16 protein-coding genes and 1 pseudogene are annotated in these 14,272 nt (G+C 68.3%); 4 read left to right on the forward strand and 13 right to left on the reverse strand.

Translation table 11 applies throughout. The features are described from left to right. Positions 1 to 10 precede the first annotated feature (10 nt). The 10 genes from BKN51_RS00365 to BKN51_RS00405 all read right to left on the reverse strand — a co-directional run bounded on the left by BKN51_RS00365 (position 11) and on the right by BKN51_RS00405 (position 4,377). Positions 11 to 379 (reverse strand): hypothetical protein, encoded by a 369-nt coding sequence (locus BKN51_RS00365; protein WP_101605641.1) that lies wholly within the window; start codon positions 377 to 379, stop codon positions 11 to 13. Then, positions 376 to 1,050: a hypothetical protein gene (locus BKN51_RS00370; protein WP_101605642.1), complete on the reverse strand. Its 675-nt coding sequence runs from the start codon at positions 1,048 to 1,050 to the stop codon at positions 376 to 378. The genes BKN51_RS00365 and BKN51_RS00370 overlap by 4 nt, the downstream gene beginning before the upstream one ends. After that, a complete protein-coding gene (locus tag BKN51_RS00375) occupies positions 1,047 to 1,442 on the reverse strand; it encodes a hypothetical protein (protein WP_101605643.1) in 396 nt (131 codons plus the stop codon). The genes BKN51_RS00370 and BKN51_RS00375 overlap by 4 nt, the downstream gene beginning before the upstream one ends. Then, positions 1,439 to 1,639, reverse strand: a complete 201-nt coding sequence (locus BKN51_RS00380) for a hypothetical protein (RefSeq protein WP_101605644.1) — start codon at positions 1,637 to 1,639, stop codon at positions 1,439 to 1,441. Before BKN51_RS00380 ends, BKN51_RS00375 begins: the two co-directional genes overlap by 4 nt. Then, positions 1,636 to 2,631: a PD-(D/E)XK nuclease family protein gene (locus tag BKN51_RS00385; RefSeq protein ID WP_101605645.1), complete on the reverse strand. Its 996-nt coding sequence runs from the start codon at positions 2,629 to 2,631 to the stop codon at positions 1,636 to 1,638. Before BKN51_RS00385 ends, BKN51_RS00380 begins: the two co-directional genes overlap by 4 nt. Continuing rightward, the gene (locus tag BKN51_RS42900; RefSeq protein ID WP_158255845.1) at positions 2,631 to 2,771 is read right to left on the reverse strand and encodes a hypothetical protein; all 141 of its coding nucleotides are present in this window, start codon (positions 2,769 to 2,771) and stop codon (positions 2,631 to 2,633) included. The genes BKN51_RS00385 and BKN51_RS42900 overlap by 1 nt, the downstream gene beginning before the upstream one ends. 74 nt (positions 2,772 to 2,845) lie before the next feature. Then, entirely contained in the window at positions 2,846 to 3,601 is a 756-nt protein-coding gene (locus BKN51_RS00395; RefSeq protein WP_101605647.1) for a hypothetical protein, read from the reverse strand. 2 nt (positions 3,602 to 3,603) lie between these two features. Next, on the reverse strand, positions 3,604 to 3,759 hold the full coding sequence (locus BKN51_RS42905) for a hypothetical protein (RefSeq protein ID WP_158255846.1): 156 nt from the start codon (positions 3,757 to 3,759) through the stop codon (positions 3,604 to 3,606). Between the two features lie 5 nt (positions 3,760 to 3,764). Continuing rightward, on the reverse strand, positions 3,765 to 4,073 hold the full coding sequence (locus BKN51_RS00400; protein ID WP_101605648.1) for a hypothetical protein: 309 nt from the start codon (positions 4,071 to 4,073) through the stop codon (positions 3,765 to 3,767). A gap of 88 nt (positions 4,074 to 4,161) precedes the next feature. Further along, complete coding sequence (locus BKN51_RS00405) at positions 4,162 to 4,377, reverse strand: helix-turn-helix domain-containing protein (protein ID WP_101605649.1); 216 nt, start codon at positions 4,375 to 4,377, stop codon at positions 4,162 to 4,164. A 179-nt stretch (positions 4,378 to 4,556) separates the two neighbouring features. Between BKN51_RS00405 and BKN51_RS00410 the strand changes: the two genes are divergently transcribed. From BKN51_RS00410 to BKN51_RS00420, 3 genes and pseudogenes are all read left to right on the forward strand, one after another. After that, a complete protein-coding gene (locus BKN51_RS00410; protein ID WP_158255847.1) occupies positions 4,557 to 4,982 on the forward strand; it encodes a helix-turn-helix domain-containing protein in 426 nt (141 codons plus the stop codon). Positions 4,983 to 5,109: 127 nt separating this feature from the next. Continuing rightward, positions 5,110 to 5,442, forward strand: coding sequence for a hypothetical protein (locus BKN51_RS00415; RefSeq protein ID WP_101605651.1), 333 nt, complete (start codon positions 5,110 to 5,112; stop codon positions 5,440 to 5,442). An 88-nt stretch (positions 5,443 to 5,530) separates the two neighbouring features. Further along, positions 5,531 to 6,958: pseudogene (locus BKN51_RS00420) on the forward strand (acyl-CoA dehydrogenase); the annotation flags it as partial. 74 nt (positions 6,959 to 7,032) lie between these two features. Here BKN51_RS00420 and BKN51_RS00425 read toward each other — a convergent pair. After that, entirely contained in the window at positions 7,033 to 9,420 is a 2,388-nt protein-coding gene (locus tag BKN51_RS00425) for a Tex family protein (protein ID WP_168214233.1), read from the reverse strand. 162 nt (positions 9,421 to 9,582) lie between these two features. Between BKN51_RS00425 and BKN51_RS00430 the strand changes: the two genes are divergently transcribed. After that, positions 9,583 to 11,082, forward strand: a complete 1,500-nt coding sequence (locus tag BKN51_RS00430) for a chitinase (protein ID WP_101605704.1) — start codon at positions 9,583 to 9,585, stop codon at positions 11,080 to 11,082. 62 nt (positions 11,083 to 11,144) lie between these two features. On the opposite strand, the gene BKN51_RS00435 is transcribed toward BKN51_RS00430, so the two are convergent. Both BKN51_RS00435 and BKN51_RS00440 read right to left on the reverse strand, forming a co-directional pair. After that, positions 11,145 to 12,797 carry a GMC oxidoreductase gene (locus BKN51_RS00435; RefSeq protein WP_101605705.1) on the reverse strand — a complete coding sequence of 551 codons (1,653 nt, stop codon included), beginning with the start codon at positions 12,795 to 12,797 and terminating at the stop codon, positions 11,145 to 11,147. After that, on the reverse strand, positions 12,794 to 14,263 hold the full coding sequence (locus tag BKN51_RS00440) for a flavin-containing monooxygenase (RefSeq protein WP_101605706.1): 1,470 nt from the start codon (positions 14,261 to 14,263) through the stop codon (positions 12,794 to 12,796). Before BKN51_RS00440 ends, BKN51_RS00435 begins: the two co-directional genes overlap by 4 nt. Positions 14,264 to 14,272 lie beyond the last annotated feature (9 nt).

Below are 14,272 nucleotides of genomic sequence, written 5' to 3' on the forward strand. Positions count from 1 at the left end.
GGGGTCGTGATCAGTTGCCGGTGCGTGGTGATGGTGTGTCGGGTGTGGCACGGGGTGCGCGTCTCCAGACGCCGTTGCGGCTCGCGTGCCGGGATCTACTCGCGCTGACGCGGGTGTCTTCGCGGACGATGTCGCCGTTCTTGGCGGCGTGGCCGATCGCGGACGAGACGAGGTTCCGGTCGTACTTGGCGCCGGACTGGTCGAACTCGATCACGCGGTGTACGTCGTCGGCCGTGAACTCGGCGCCGGACGCGATGAGCAGTTGAAGGGCGGTTTCGACGCGTTCGCTGTCGTCCCGGTAAGGCTTGCGCCCGGCGGCGAGGTTCGCGGCTTGTCCGGCGTGCCGATCGGTGAGGGCCAGTTCGAGTTGGTTGGTCATGCGGCCTGCTTTCGGGTGCGCGCAGCTCGGTGCGTGAATGGCTGTCCGACGGGAAACACGGGCGCGGGGGTGGGAGCGGCCTCGGCTTTCGGGGCGCGGACGGGCATGATCAGCCCGCGGTAGCGGTCGCCGATCGTGATGTGGACGGGCTTGTGCCTGTCCTGCATTTGTACGGTCAGGAACTGGCCGCGGGTCTTGGCGATCTCGCTGAACCGCTTGAGGTAGGCGGGACTGAGCATCGTTTCGCGGGTCGGCTTCGCGGCGGCTTCGTTGAACAGTTCGCCGATGGGCGGGAAGGTGGGGGAAAGGCCGTCGCCGGTGATGGTGGCGCTGACTGTGGCGGTGGTGAAGACCACGCGGTGGTCTGGGTGCACGGCGACGGCGAGGTCGCCGCCGAGGCCGCCGGCCTTGATGACGGCGAGGATGCGTTTCGCGTCGGCGAGCGGGATCCAGACGTCGGGGATGCGGCCGTTGGCGGGGGCGTGTGCCTGGCCGAGCGTGAACCGGTCGGTCGAGGTGGCGACGAGGACGGACCTTCGAGCGGGGGTGTGGAGTAGTACGCCGCAGAGCATCGGGAGTGTCTTGTCGGTGCCCGAGGTGCGCATCGTGTCGGTGAGCATCGCGAAGAACTCATGCACGAGCAGGGTGGTTTTCTTGGTGCGTGTCGTCACTTGTTGCCTCCCAAGGCGTTCCGGAGCGTCGCGAGCTTTCGCTCGGCGGTTTGGGCGCGGGCCTTCCACGTGTCGCGGTCGGCGGTGAGCTGGTCCAGCTCGGCGAGGCGGGCGAGAAGGTCACCGAGGGGCAGGTCGGCAACGGCGCGGGCGGCGGCCGCCTTGGTGGTCTTCCGCGGACGGCTGCTGTGCACGGACAGGTGCGGCCGGATCGAGAGCGGGTTCGTGCTCGTGCGGTCGCAGTGCAGGCAGCCGTACACGGTCCGGCCGTCAGCGAGGCGAAGCGTCCGGGTCTGCGTCCACACGACGGGCTTCCCGCCGCGGTCCACGATCCCGGACGCGGTCGGTTCGTCGGCGATGACGGCGACGCCGTCGACGGAGATTGCAGTCATGCGGCCTGCTCCATTTCTTTGTGCTGTAGGGGTTTGCTGGTGAGGTGCCACCGTCCACAGTGGTCACAGTTGTAGGCGCGGGTTTCGAGGCGGCGGCCGGGTTTGCAGGTGGACCAGATGCGGCCGAGCATGTCGTCGGCCGCGGTCGCGTTCGGGTACTTCTTCTTGCCGGTGCACCCGCGGATTCGCGGGGTCACGGCTCGGCGTCCGGGAGTTTGACGAGCTTGAGTGTGGTCGAGGTCGTCGACGTCACGGGCGGTTTCGTCCCGGCCTTGCGGTAGTCGGCGCGGACCTGGTCCCCGTCGAGGCGTTCGGGGTTCGTGATCGTCCATTGGAGACCTCTTTCGTACCCGACGTCGAGGATGTCGGACTTCCCGGAAATGTTGGGGCGCAACGCATCGAGCGCGCCCTTGGCCTCCTTTTCGAGCGCCTTCGCGGCCGTGATCGCGGCGCGCGCGTCGGCGAGCTGCCGGGCCCACTTCTCGCCGTCGGGGTCCTCGACGAACAGAACCGAGCGACGGTCGCGGTCGGGGACATACCCGTTCCAGCAGATGTCGAGGAACGGGCAGCGGCCGCAGAACGGGCCGTCGGGCTCGTAGTCGCGGTTGAGCATGTCGAGGTCGGCGTCGCGAACCTCTCGGAGCCAGTCGAGCGCGTCCCGCACGGCCTCGACGGTCGGCTTTCCGATCCACCGGTAGACCTCGCCGGTGTCGCGTGCGATGTAGTCGATCACGATGCGGCGCACGCGGATGCCCTTCGCGATCAGCGCGGCGGCGTATCCGTTGACCTGCCACAGGTGTGACCGGTCCGGGCCCCAGGTCTTGATGTGCTCCAGCCACCTCGACGACGTCGTCTTGACGTCGATCAAGTCCTCAGGCCCGGACTCGTACCGGTCGAGGTGGCCGGGGATTCCGGCGAACACGACCTCGTACTCGACGAGGTCGCCCTCGGCCGCGGTCTCGTTCAACCGCTGCTGCACGGCCTCGTGAATCGCCGTCCCCAACACGGCCTGCACGCTGCCGCCCGGATTCGACGGCTCGACACCGGCGAGGCGGTATCCGGCGCGGCGGCGGCATCCGCCGACCTCGGACCAGCCCAGCTCGCGTTGCCGTGAGCGAGGGCGGGTCTGGTCCCATTCGAGCAGGAGGTCGGCGGTGGTGTGTTCCTGCTCGGCGAGCGGCGCGGCCATCAGAACGGGATCTCTTCGCGGAAGACGCGTCCGCGGCCGGACTTCTCGGCGCGCTGGAGCGTCGAGTTCAGCCGCGTTGCTGCCATCTGCGCGTGCTCGGCGACCTCCAGGACGTCGGTCCCGGCGAGATCGGTGGGCACGGACACAGCGACCTCGACTCGGATTCCGTGCGGTGTGACGACCTCGCTTCGGAACGTCCATTCGCGACGGCCGGTCATAGCTCGGCGTCCGGGTCGAACAGGGCCTCTGCGGCCGCCGGGCGCGCGAAGTCATCGGCGAGTTCGGCGAGTTCTTCGGCGGTCGGGCCGATGTCCTCGGCCGCCGGTTCCGGCTCGACGGTCTCGGCGTCGACGACCACGGCGCGCTGCTCGGCGGCGCGGTCTTCCCGCTCGGCGACGACTTGCCCAAGGCTCGGGCGTTCGGGTTCGGGCTGTGCGACCTCGTACTCGTCGGCGAACCCCATCACGACCTCGGGGCAGGCGCGGCGGATGGCGGTCGAGGCAGCGCGCGCGTAGAGCATCTGCGAGGGGTGCGATTTCCAGGTGTTCCGGTTCGCCAATCCCGCTGTCTTGGCCTGGTCGAGGGTGTACGTGACGCGTGTCGGGTGCCCGGGGTCGTCGGATCGTTCGACCTCGACCGTGCACGACGTCGCGGTCTCCTCGGGGATACGCACCTTGTGCCCGGCCTTGCGGGCGAGCGCGACCCACAGATGAACCGAGATCGCGGGACGGCCCTCGACGACGTAGATCGAGTTGATTGCCTGCATCGGCGCGAGGCCGAGTTCCTGTCCGTACAGGACCATCACGAGCACATCGGCGGCCTTGCCGCGCACTGCGGAGGGGAGCAGGCCGGACATTGCGAGGTTCTTCGCGAGGCGGTACGTGGCGTCGAAGTCGCTCTGCTTCGCGCCGAGCGCGACGGGGACGCCGCGGGCCTGCTGCTCTGTGACGGCGAGTTCGTTGCTGGTCATGGTCAGCCTTTCGGGGCGGTCTTCGGGGTGACGTTCTTGGCGGCCTTCTCTGCGGCGGTCTTGGCGCGGGCGACGGCGGCCGCGGCGCGTTCGCGCTCCTCGCGCTTCGCGGCGGCGACGGTCTCGTTCGCCCGCCGGAAGCTGTCGCGGATGCCCATGCCGGTCACCAGCCGTTCGCGCGGCGCTCGACGAGGAGGTCTGCGGAGCTGTTCGGGTCTTGCTCGGACTTGGCGACGCGGAAAGCGTCGATGAGGCAGCAGGCCCCGACCTCGATCTCGTCGGACGGGTAGCCCGAGGACTCGGCGGGTGCACGGTGAATGCGGTACTCGATACGGCCGCAGGTCTCCAGGCTGTTCCACCCGCACTCGCGCGAGTCGAAGTCGGAGGCGGGTTCGAGGCGGCCGCCGATCTCGGCGAGTGCTTCGACGAGGTCCGCGTATTCGGTGCCAGTAGGCACGTATGCTGTGGTCATCGGTTGCCCTTCGGGGTGGTCGTCTCCTGAACCCCTGCCGCCTGGTTGGTCCCGGCGCGGTGGGGGTTCTTCACGTTCTGAGCGGTGGTCATCGGACCTCGAACAGGTCCTCGAACGAGCCGAGCCGCGAGACAGCGCCGGTGATGAACTCGTTCGACGGTCGGGCCTTGTCCGCGAGGACGCGGCCGACCGTGGACGGGTCGACGCCGATCACCTCGGCGATGGCGCGGTTGCTGCGGTGTCCCTGCTCGGCCGCCTTGGCGGCGAAGTCCCCCCGGACTCGGATGGCGGGGTTGCTGTGCATGCATGCACGTTAACAGTCAGCGTGCACGCACGCAACAGCGTGTGCGCACGCTGTTGCGGCAATGTGGGTGAAGGTTTGCCCCGTTCGCTTCGAACGTCTGATCGTTTTATGCGCCGACCAGGGGAGTTTCACGCATGCGTGCTAGCAACGTGCGCGCACGCAAGTTAGCATTGCCTTCCATGGGACCAGCCAGGGGAGAAAAGCCGACTTTCGGTGCCTATCTACAGGCGCTGCTCGACAAGGCCGGATGGACACAGGCCGACCTCGGCCGAGCGGCCGACGTGCACCCGACACTCATTGGCCGATGGAAGCAAGGTGCCGAAATATCGGTCGCCAATGCTCGCGCCGTCGCCAATGCCCTCAATCGACCACTTCTCGAAGTGCTGATCGCCGCCGGCATCCTCACGGAGGACGAGTCGAAGGCTAGGGACTGGGGGCCGGTCGAGGCGGTCAAGCTGACTGACGATCAGCTTGTCGCTGAGCTGCGCAGACGGCTCGAAGCGGCAGCCGCGCCGCCGGCGGGGATCACGGCCGATGAAGTCGAGGCTGGTGGTGAGCGATACGTCACCGGTAAGCCGAAGCGGTCGGCGAAGCTGGTCAAGTAGGGCCCTGATCACTGCAAACGGACTTATCATGACCCGACGTAGTTGAAAAGTGAATCTTTTTACGCCGAACGGGTCATAACTTCCCTTTAGGGCTAATGATGGGACGTTTGTCACCGACTTGTCCCATATGGCACCGGATCTTGCGCAGTACCTCCCCGGTGCCCTGGAGATCCTGGGGCACCTAACCATCGTCATCGCGCCTGTCGAGCTGTACGAGGCGGTGTACGACAGAGCCACGCACGTGCTCCGGATCGATCCCTCTGCCGACATCGCCGCGACCATCGCGGCGATGCTCGCGGACATTGTGGACGGTCCCGTCGAGCGGCAGTTCGTCAGCCTCGCCGGCGGCGGTGCCGCGGCCGCGGCCGCGCTCATCCCGCGGCAGGCAGAGGACGAGAGCGAGCGCGGGGGAGCGCGGCTCCGGCTGGTCGTGACCGAGCGTGCCGGGACCGCCGAATGAGTCCGCTCATCTGCCACGAAAACTACCCGCATAGCGTTGACCGCTATACTGGCCTGACCAGCACTCGCACAGCGCTCCTGCCTTAGGGAACTACTGGTATCCGTGGCAGGTCACCATCCTCGGCCTGGGTCCGGTGTGGCAGAGCGCGAACGAGGCCGCCCGCAAACGCGCGGCGGACTCGCTCGCGGCCGGTGGCGTCGCCGCGTTCGGACTGTCCGAAAAGGAGCACGGCGCCGACATCTACTCGTCGGACCTCGTGCTCACCCCGGACGGCAGCGGCGGCTACCGCGCGAACGGGTCGAAGTACTACATCGGCAACGGGAACTGCGCGCGGACCGTGTCGGTGTTCGGCCGCATCGACGGTGTCGAGGGCCCGGATCAGTACGTGTTCTTCTACGCGGATTCGGAGCACCCGAACTACCGCGTGGTGAAGAACGTCGTGCCGTCGCAGATGTACGTCGCCGAGTTCGAGCTCAACGACTACCCGGTGTCCGAAGAGGACATCCTGCACGTCGGCGCCGAGGCGTTCTCCGCGGCGCTGAACACGGTCAACATCGGCAAGTTCAACCTGTGCTTCGGCGGCATCGGCATGTCGACGCACTCGCTGTACGAGGCGATCACGCACGCGCACAACCGGGAGCTCTACGGCAAGAAGGTCACCGATTTCCCGCACGTGCGCCGGGAATTCGTCGAGGCGTACGCGCGGCTCGTCGCGATGAAGCTGTTCTCCGACCGTGCCGTGGACTACTTCCGCAGCGCGAACGCGGACGACCGCCGGTACCTGCTGTTCAACCCGATCACCAAGATGAAGGTGACCACCGAGGCGCAGAAGGTCATCGGCCTGGTCGCGGATGTGGTGGCGGCCAAGGGTTTCGAGACCGACACCTACCTCGCGATGGCCAAGAACGACATCGACGGCCTGCCGAAGCTGGAAGGCACGGTGGCGGTGAACCTCGCGCTGATCGCGAAGTTCGTCCCCGCGTACCTGTTCGCGCCGCAGGCCTACGAGCCGGTGCCGACGCGCTCCGACGCGGCCGACGACGAATTCCTGTTCCGCCAGGGCCCCGCCCGCGGGCTGTCCAAGGTGCGGTTCCACGACTGGCGCGAGGCCTACGCCAAGGCGTCCGCGATCCCGAACGTCGCGCGGTTCACCGAGCAGGCCGAGTCGCTGGTGAAGCTGTTCACCGACGCCACGCCGGACGAGGCGCAGCAGCAGGACATCGACTTCGGTCTCGCGCTGACCGAGCTGTTCACGCTGGTCGTCTACGGGCAGCTGGTACTGGAGCAGGCGGAGATCACCGGGATCGAGACCGAGGTCGTCGACCAGATCTTCGGTGTCCTGGTGCAGGACTTCAGCGTCGCCGCGATCGACCTGCACGGGAAGTCGTCCTCGACCGAGGCGCAGCAGGCGCTCGCGCTGGCCTCGATCCGTAAGCCGGTCGTGGACGCGGCCCGCTTCGACCACGTGTGGTCGCTGGTGCGGGACCTCTCCGGGGCGTACGCGATGAACCCGTAGTCCGCCGACTGCAATGAAGGGGACTTTCCTAGCGAATTTTGCTAGGAAAGTCCCCTTCATTGCACGCCTGAGGCTTACTTGCCGTAGCCGGCCTTGCGGAGCGCGTCCGCCAGCGAGCCGCCCCCGCCGCCGGAGTTCCCGCCCCGGTTGCCGCCGCCACCGCGGTTGCCGCCGCCCTGACGCTGCCCGCCCTGGCGCTGGCCACCGCCGCCCTGACCGCGGTCACGGCCGCCGCCACCGCCGCCGCCCTGCTCGCGAGCGGGCTTGCCGGGCTCGTCGTCCAGGCGCAGCGTCAGCGAGATCCGCTTGCGCGGCACGTCGACCTCCAGCACCTTCACCTTGACGATGTCGCCGGGCTTCACGACCTCACGCGGGTCTTTGACGAAGTTCTTCGACAGCGCCGAGACGTGCGCGAGCCCGTCCTGGTGCACGCCGACGTCGATGAACGCGCCGAACGCGGCCACGTTCGTCACGACGCCTTCCAGGCGCATGCCCGGCTTGAGGTCGCCGATCTTCTCGACGCCGTCGGCGAAGGTCGCGGTCTTGAACGCCGGACGCGGGTCGCGGCCCGGCTTGTCGAGTTCGGCGAGGATGTCGGTCACCGTCGGGAGGCCGAAGGTGTCGTCGACGAATTCCGACGGCTTCAACGCCTGCAGCGTCCGCGAGTTGCCGATCAGCGCGCGGAGGTCGGTCCCGGTCGAGGACAGGATCCGCCGCACCACCGGATAGGCCTCCGGGTGCACCGAGGACGAGTCGAGCGGGTCGTCGCCGTCGGGGATGCGGAGGAAGCCCGCGCACTGCTCGAAGGCCTTGGGGCCGAGCCGTGCGACCTCCTTGAGCCCGGTCCGCGTCTTGAACGGGCCGTTCTCGTCACGGTGCGCCACGATGTTCTCCGCGAGGCTCGTCGTGATGCCCGAGACGCGGGTCAGCAGCGGCGCCGACGCGGTGTTGACGTCCACGCCGACCGCGTTCACACAGTCTTCGACCACCGCGTCGAGGGACCGCGACAGCGAGATCTCGGACAGGTCGTGCTGGTACTGCCCGACACCGATCGACTTCGGGTCGATCTTCACCAGCTCCGCCAGCGGGTCCTGCAGCCGCCGCGCGATCGAGACCGCGCCGCGCAGCGAGACGTCCATGCCCGGGAGTTCCTGCGACGCGAACGCCGACGCCGAGTAGACCGACGCGCCCGCTTCGGAGACGACGGCCTTGGTCAGCTTCAGTTCCGGGTGCTTCTTGATCAGCTCACCGGCGAGCTTGTCGGTCTCGCGCGACGCGGTGCCGTTGCCGATCGAGATCAGGTCGACCTTGTGCCGCGCGCACAGGGCGGCGAGTTCGGCGATCGACTGGTCCCATTTGTTGGCGGGCTGGTGCGGGTAGATCACGTGGGTGCCGACGACCTTGCCGGTGTCGTCGACGACGGCGACCTTGACGCCGGTGCGGAAGCCCGGGTCGAGACCCATCGTGGCGCGGGTGCCCGCCGGGGCGGCGAGCAGCAGGTCGCGCAGGTTCGCGGCGAACACGCGGACGGCGTCGTCCTCGGCCGACTGGCGCAGCCGCATCCGCAGGTCGATGCCCAGGTGCAGCAGGATCTTCGTGCGCCACGCCCAGCGGACGGTGTCGCCGAGCCACTTGTCGCCGGGACGGCCTTCGTTGGAGATGCCGAACTTGTGCGCGATGCGGGTCTCGTAGTCGGTCGGCCCGGTCTTCGGCTCTTCGGACGGCTCCTCCGACTCCATCGAGAGGTCGAGGATGTCTTCCTTCTCGCCGCGGAACATCGCGAGGATCCGGTGGGAGGGGAGCTTGGTGTAGGGCTCGGAGAACTCGAAGTAGTCGGAGAACTTCGCGCCTTCTTCGGCCTTGCCGTCGCGGACCTTGGCGGCCAGGCGGCCCTGCGACCACATCTTTTCGCGCAGCTCGCCGATCAGGTCGGCGTCCTCGGCGAAGCGTTCGACGAGGATCGCGCGGGCGCCGTCCAGCGCGGCCTGCGCGTCCGCGACGCCCTTGTCGGCGTCGACGAACACCGCGGCGGCGGCCTGCGGGTCGGTGTTCGGGTCGCTCAGCAGCCCGTCGGCGAGCGGCTCCAGACCGGCCTCGCGGGCGATCATCGCCTTCGTCCGCCGCTTGGGCTTGTACGGCAGGTAGATGTCTTCGAGGCGGGACTTGGTGTCCGCCGCCGTGATCGACGCTTCGAGCGCCTCGTCGAGCTTGCCCTGGCTCCGGATCGAATCCAGGACGGCGACCCGGCGTTCGTTGAGTTCCCGCAGGTAGCGGAGGCGTTCTTCGAGGGTGCGCAGCTGGGCGTCGTCCAGCATCCCGGTGACCTCTTTGCGGTACCGGGCGATGAACGGCACGGTGGATCCGCCGTCCAGCAGGTCGACGGCCGCCTTGACCTGCCCCTCGCGCACACCGAGTTCTTCGGCGATCTTCTGCTCGACTGTCTGCAGGCCCTGCACGCTCACTCCCACGCTCCTGAAATCCGCCCTCGGGTGCTCTCGGACCCTGCATTCTGCCGCTTCCGCCGAGCCGACTTTCGTATGGCCTCCTCTAACCGAACCCTTGACAGTTGTATTGGTCTAGTCCATTTTGATGTGGCCGACATCACCCGTTCGTGGAGGCCACCTGTGAAAGTCAAGCCGAAACACGCGTTCCTCGCCCTGCTGTCGTCACTGGCCGTGTGCCTGGGGGTGACTTTCGCGGTCTCGGGCAGCGCCTCGGCCGCCAACATCCTGACCAACCCGGGCTTCGAACTCGGGACCACGAGCGGCTGGACCTGTACCGGCGCGTCCTCGGTGGTCACCACGCCGGTCCACTCGGGCAGCCGCGCGCTCAGCGCCACCCCGGCCGGACAGGACAACGCCCGCTGCTCGCAGAGCGTGCCGGTCAAGGCCAACACGGCGTACACCCTCTCGGCGTGGGTGCAGGGCAGCTACACCTACCTCGGCGTCACCGGCACCGGGACGGGGGACAAGAACACCTGGTCCCCGGGCACCGGCAGCTGGAGCCAGCTCTCGCTGAGCTTCACCACCGCCGCGTCCACCACCAGCGTCGACATCTACCTGCACGGCTGGTACGGCCAGCCCGCGTACTTCGCGGACGACGTCAACCTCGACGGTCCCGGCGGCTCGCCGACCACGACGCCCACCACGACCACGTCGTCGCCCACCACCAGCACCTCGCCGACCACGACGTCGAGCTCGCCGACGACCACGACGACCAAGCCGAACCCCGGCGACCTGCCCAAGCACGTGATCACCGGGTACTGGCAGAACTTCTACAACGGCGCGAAGGCCCTCAAGCTGGCTGACGTCCCGACGAAGTACAACGTCATCGCGGTGTCCTTCGCCGACGCGACGGCCACTCCGGGCGCGGTCACCTTCACCCTCGACTCGGGGCTGTCGAGCCAGCTCGGCGGCTACACCGACGCGCAGTTCAAGGCCGACATCAAGACGGCGCAGGCACGCGGGCAGAAGGTCATCCTGTCCGTCGGCGGTGAGAAGGGCACGATCCGCGTCGATTCCTCGGCCGCGGCGACGAACTTCTCCAACAGCATGAAGTCGCTCATCGCGACCTACGGCTTCGACGGCGTCGACATCGACCTCGAAAACGGCGTCAACGCGACCTACATGGCGCAGGCGCTCCGCAGCATCCACGCGGCGGGCGGCACGGTCATCACGATGGCGCCGCAGACGATCGACATGCAGAACCCGGCGGCGGAGTACTTCAAGCTGGCGCTGAACGTCAAGGACATCCTGACGATCGTCAACATGCAGTACTACAACAGCGGCTCGATGCTCGGCTGCGACCAGAAGGTCTACTCGCAGGGCACGGTCGACTTCCTCACCGCGCTGGCCTGCATCCAGCTGCAGAGCGGCCTGCGGGCCGACCAGGTCGGTCTCGGCCTGCCCGCCTCCGGTTCCGCGGCGGGTGGCGGCTACCAGGCGCCCGGCAACACGGTCAACGCGCTGAACTGCCTGGCGAAGGGCACGAGCTGCGGTTCGTTCAAGCCGACGACGACGTATCCGACGATCCGGGGCGCGATGACCTGGTCGATCAACTGGGACGCTTCCCAGGGCTACGCGTGGTCGAACACGGTGAGCGCGGGCCTGGCCGGCCTCCCGTGATGATCCGCTAGACCGGGGCGGGTGCCGGCGTCGCGCGGGCGACGGCACCCGTCCCTTCCATTTCAGAGGCGCAAAGCTCCCGGAGCCGTCGCGGGCACGACGGGCTTGAGCGGCGCGACGGGGGACAGCCGCCGGTACGGGGAGCCGAGCGGCGGACGCGGGTCGGCCTCGCCTTTGTTGGGCCACAACGACATCGCGCGTTCCGCCTGCGCGGTGATGGTCAGCGACGGGTTCACCCCGAGGTTCGCCGAGATCGCCGAACCGTCGGCGATGTGCAGCCCCGGATGGCCGTGCACCCGCTGGTACGGGTCGACGACGCCGGTCTCGGAGCTGTCGCCGATCGCGCAGCCGCCGATGAAATGCCCGGTGATCGGGATGTTCGCCAGATCCGTCCACGCGCCCTGCGCCAGCCCGCCGATCTTGTCCGCCACCCGCCGGGTGACCTCGTGCCCGGCCGGGATCCACTCGGGGTTCGGGTCGCCGATGCCCTGTTTCGTGGTCATCTTGCGGCCGAAGAGCCCGCGTTTCGTGTACGTGGTCACGGAATTGTTCAACGTCTGCATCACCAGCAGCCCGACCATCCGCTCCGACCACCGCCGCGGGTTGTGCAGCCGCACCAGGTTCCGCCGGTTCCGCGCCAGTTCGCGCAGGCCCAGCACCCAGCGGCGTTTGCCGGGTTCGGCATCGACGAGCACCGTCGTCAGCAGGCCCATGAAGTTGCTGCCCTTGCCGTACCGCACCGGCTCGACGTGGGTCACCGCGTCCGGGTGGATCGACGACGTGATCGCGACGCCGCGGGTGAAGTCGGTGTCGTCACGCAGGGATCGCGCGGCGAGGACGGCCTCGGAGTTCGTCCTGGCGAGCAAGCCCAGCCGCGGCGACAGGTTCGGCAACGTGCCGGAGTCTTTCAGCGAATGCAGAAGCCGTTGCGTGCCCAGGGAAGCGGCGGCGAACACGACCTGCCCGGCGGTGAAGGTCCGCTTGCGTTTGCGCAGCCAGCGCCCGGTCCGGACGGTGTCGACCGCGTAGCCGCCGTCGATCGGCCGCACCGACACCGCGGTGGTCAGCGCATGGACCTCCGCGCCCGCTTTCTCCGCCAGGTACAGGTAGTTCTTGACGGTCGTGTTCTTGGCGCCGACCCGGCAGCCGGTCATGCATTCACCGCAGTGCGTGCACGGCGTCCGCCGAGGGCCTTCGCCGCCGAAGAACGGGTCGGTGTCGCGCTTGCCGAAGTAGACGCCTACCGGCGTCGGCCGGTAGGTGTGCGCGATGCCCATGTCCTCGGCGACCTCGCGCAGTACGCGGTCGGCCGGGGTGACCAGCGGGTTCTCCACCACGCCCAGCATCCGTTTCGCCTGGTCGTAATGCGGGGCGAGTTCGGCCTTCCAGTCGGTGATGTGCGCCCACTGCGGGTCTTCGTAGAAGGTGTCCGGGGGTTCGTAGAGCGTGTTCGCGTAGACGAGCGAGCCGCCGCCGACGCCCGCGCCGCTCAGGACGAACGTGTTCTTCAGCAGGGTCAGCCGTTGAATGCCGTAGCAGCCCAGTTTCGGGGCCCACAGGTATTTCCGCAGCCGCCAGGAGGTCTTCGCGAACTCGTCGTCGGCGAACCGGCGGCCCGTCTCCAGCACACCGACGCGATAGCCCTTCTCGGTGAGCCGCAACGCGGTCACGCTGCCGCCGAACCCGGAGCCGATCACCAGCACGTCGTAGTTCATCGCGGTCCCGCCGTCCGGTAGTCGCCGAGGTCGAGCGTCTTCGTGCGGCGGTCGTACTCGGTCACCAGGCCCGGCCAGTTCGTGCTCACCCGGCCGTTCTCCTGGCGGTACCAGCTGGCGCAGGCCGACCAGACACTCCGGCCGAGCCGTCGCTGGACCTCCTCGTCGTAGCGCTGCTCGACCTCCGGGACGACGTCCATATAGGACACCTCGGGCCGGGCGAGGTGTTCGACGGCCTGGCGGATGTAGCGGGCCTGCCGTTCGATCATGTAGATGATGGAGCCCGCGCCGAGGTTCGTGTTGGGCCCGTAGACGCAGAACAGGTTCGGGAAACCCGGCACGGTCATGCCGAGGTACGCCCGCGCGCCGCCCTTCCACGCGTCGGACAGCGACCTGCCGCCGAGACCTTCCACCTTGAGTTCGCCGAGGAAGTCCGTCGCCGCGAAGCCGGTTCCGTAGACGATGACGTCGGCCTCGTGCTCGACGCCGTCCTCGGTGAGCACCCCGGACGGCGTGATCGCGCTGATGCGCCGCGTCTCCACGGCGACGTTGTGCTGGGCGAGTGCGGGCAGGTACTCGTTGGTGAACAGGATCCGCTTGCAGCCCAGCGGGTAGTCCGGGGTGAGTTTCTCGCGCAGCGCCCGGTCCTTGAGGTACCGACGGCGCAACTGGGCCGTCCGCAGTTCGAAGACCTTGGCCAGGAAAGGATGTTCGGTCATCGCGTAGGTCGCGTACTCGGCGAGCAGGAAGATCCGGAGCCTGCCGAGCAGCTGCGTGGCCGGGAGGTGCCGGAACAGCCGTTGCTGCCAGCGCCGGTAGCGGGTGTCCCGTTTGGCCATGATGTACGGCGCGGTGCGCTGGAACACCGTCAGCTCGCCCGCCTGGCGCTGGACCTCGGGCACGAACTGGATCGCGCTCGCGCCGGTGCCGATCACCGCGACCTTCCTGCCGCGCAGGTCGACGTCGTGGTCCCAGCGCGCGGAGTGGAAACTGGCGCCTTCGAAGGTGTCCTGGCCGGGGATGTCCGGCTGGACCGGCCGCGAAAGCTGTCCGACGGCGGGAACGAAAACGGTCGCCTCGTAGGTCTCGCCACCCGCGGTCTCGACCCGCCAGAGCCCGCGGTCCTCGTCGAAGGCCGCGCCGGTGACACGGGTGCCGAAGCGGATGTGCGGTTCGAGCCCGTAGCGGCGCACCACGCGTTTGAGGTACTCGTGGATGTCGGGTTGCAGCGAGAACCGCTTCGGCCAGTCGGGATTGGGCTCGTAGGAGAACGAGTACAGCGGCGACGGGATGTCACAGCCCGCGCCCGGATACGTGTTCTCCCGCCAGACGCCGCCCGGCTCGTCCGCGCTCTCCAGGATGGTGAAGTCGTGGAAGCCGGCGCGTTTGAGCTCGATCGCCGTCCCGACCCCGCCGAATCCCGTCCCCACGATCAGCACGCTCGTCTTCGATGACCCAGTGCTCATGCCGATCGA

The sequence above is a fragment of the Amycolatopsis sp. BJA-103 genome (assembly GCF_002849735.1).
GTDB lineage: Bacteria > Actinomycetota > Actinomycetes > Mycobacteriales > Pseudonocardiaceae > Amycolatopsis.

Coding starts and splice junctions, on each gene's coding strand:
- BKN51_RS00385 (WP_101605645.1), bottom strand. CDS start 2,631: ATGGCCGCGCCGCTCGCCGAGCAGGAACACACCACCGCCGACCTCCTG.
- BKN51_RS00375 (WP_101605643.1), bottom strand. CDS start 1,442: ATGACTGCAATCTCCGTCGACGGCGTCGCCGTCATCGCCGACGAACCG.
- BKN51_RS00440 (WP_101605706.1), bottom strand. CDS start 14,263: ATGAGCACTGGGTCATCGAAGACGAGCGTGCTGATCGTGGGGACGGGA.
- BKN51_RS00400 (WP_101605648.1), bottom strand. CDS start 4,073: ATGACCACAGCATACGTGCCTACTGGCACCGAATACGCGGACCTCGTC.
- BKN51_RS00405 (WP_101605649.1), bottom strand. CDS start 4,377: ATGCACAGCAACCCCGCCATCCGAGTCCGGGGGGACTTCGCCGCCAAG.
- BKN51_RS00365 (WP_101605641.1), bottom strand. CDS start 379: ATGACCAACCAACTCGAACTGGCCCTCACCGATCGGCACGCCGGACAA.
- BKN51_RS00415 (WP_101605651.1), top strand. CDS start 5,110: ATGGCACCGGATCTTGCGCAGTACCTCCCCGGTGCCCTGGAGATCCTG.
- BKN51_RS00435 (WP_101605705.1), bottom strand. CDS start 12,797: ATGAACTACGACGTGCTGGTGATCGGCTCCGGGTTCGGCGGCAGCGTG.
- BKN51_RS00395 (WP_101605647.1), bottom strand. CDS start 3,601: ATGACCAGCAACGAACTCGCCGTCACAGAGCAGCAGGCCCGCGGCGTC.
- BKN51_RS42905 (WP_158255846.1), bottom strand. CDS start 3,759: ATGGGCATCCGCGACAGCTTCCGGCGGGCGAACGAGACCGTCGCCGCC.
- BKN51_RS00410 (WP_158255847.1), top strand. CDS start 4,557: ATGGGACCAGCCAGGGGAGAAAAGCCGACTTTCGGTGCCTATCTACAG.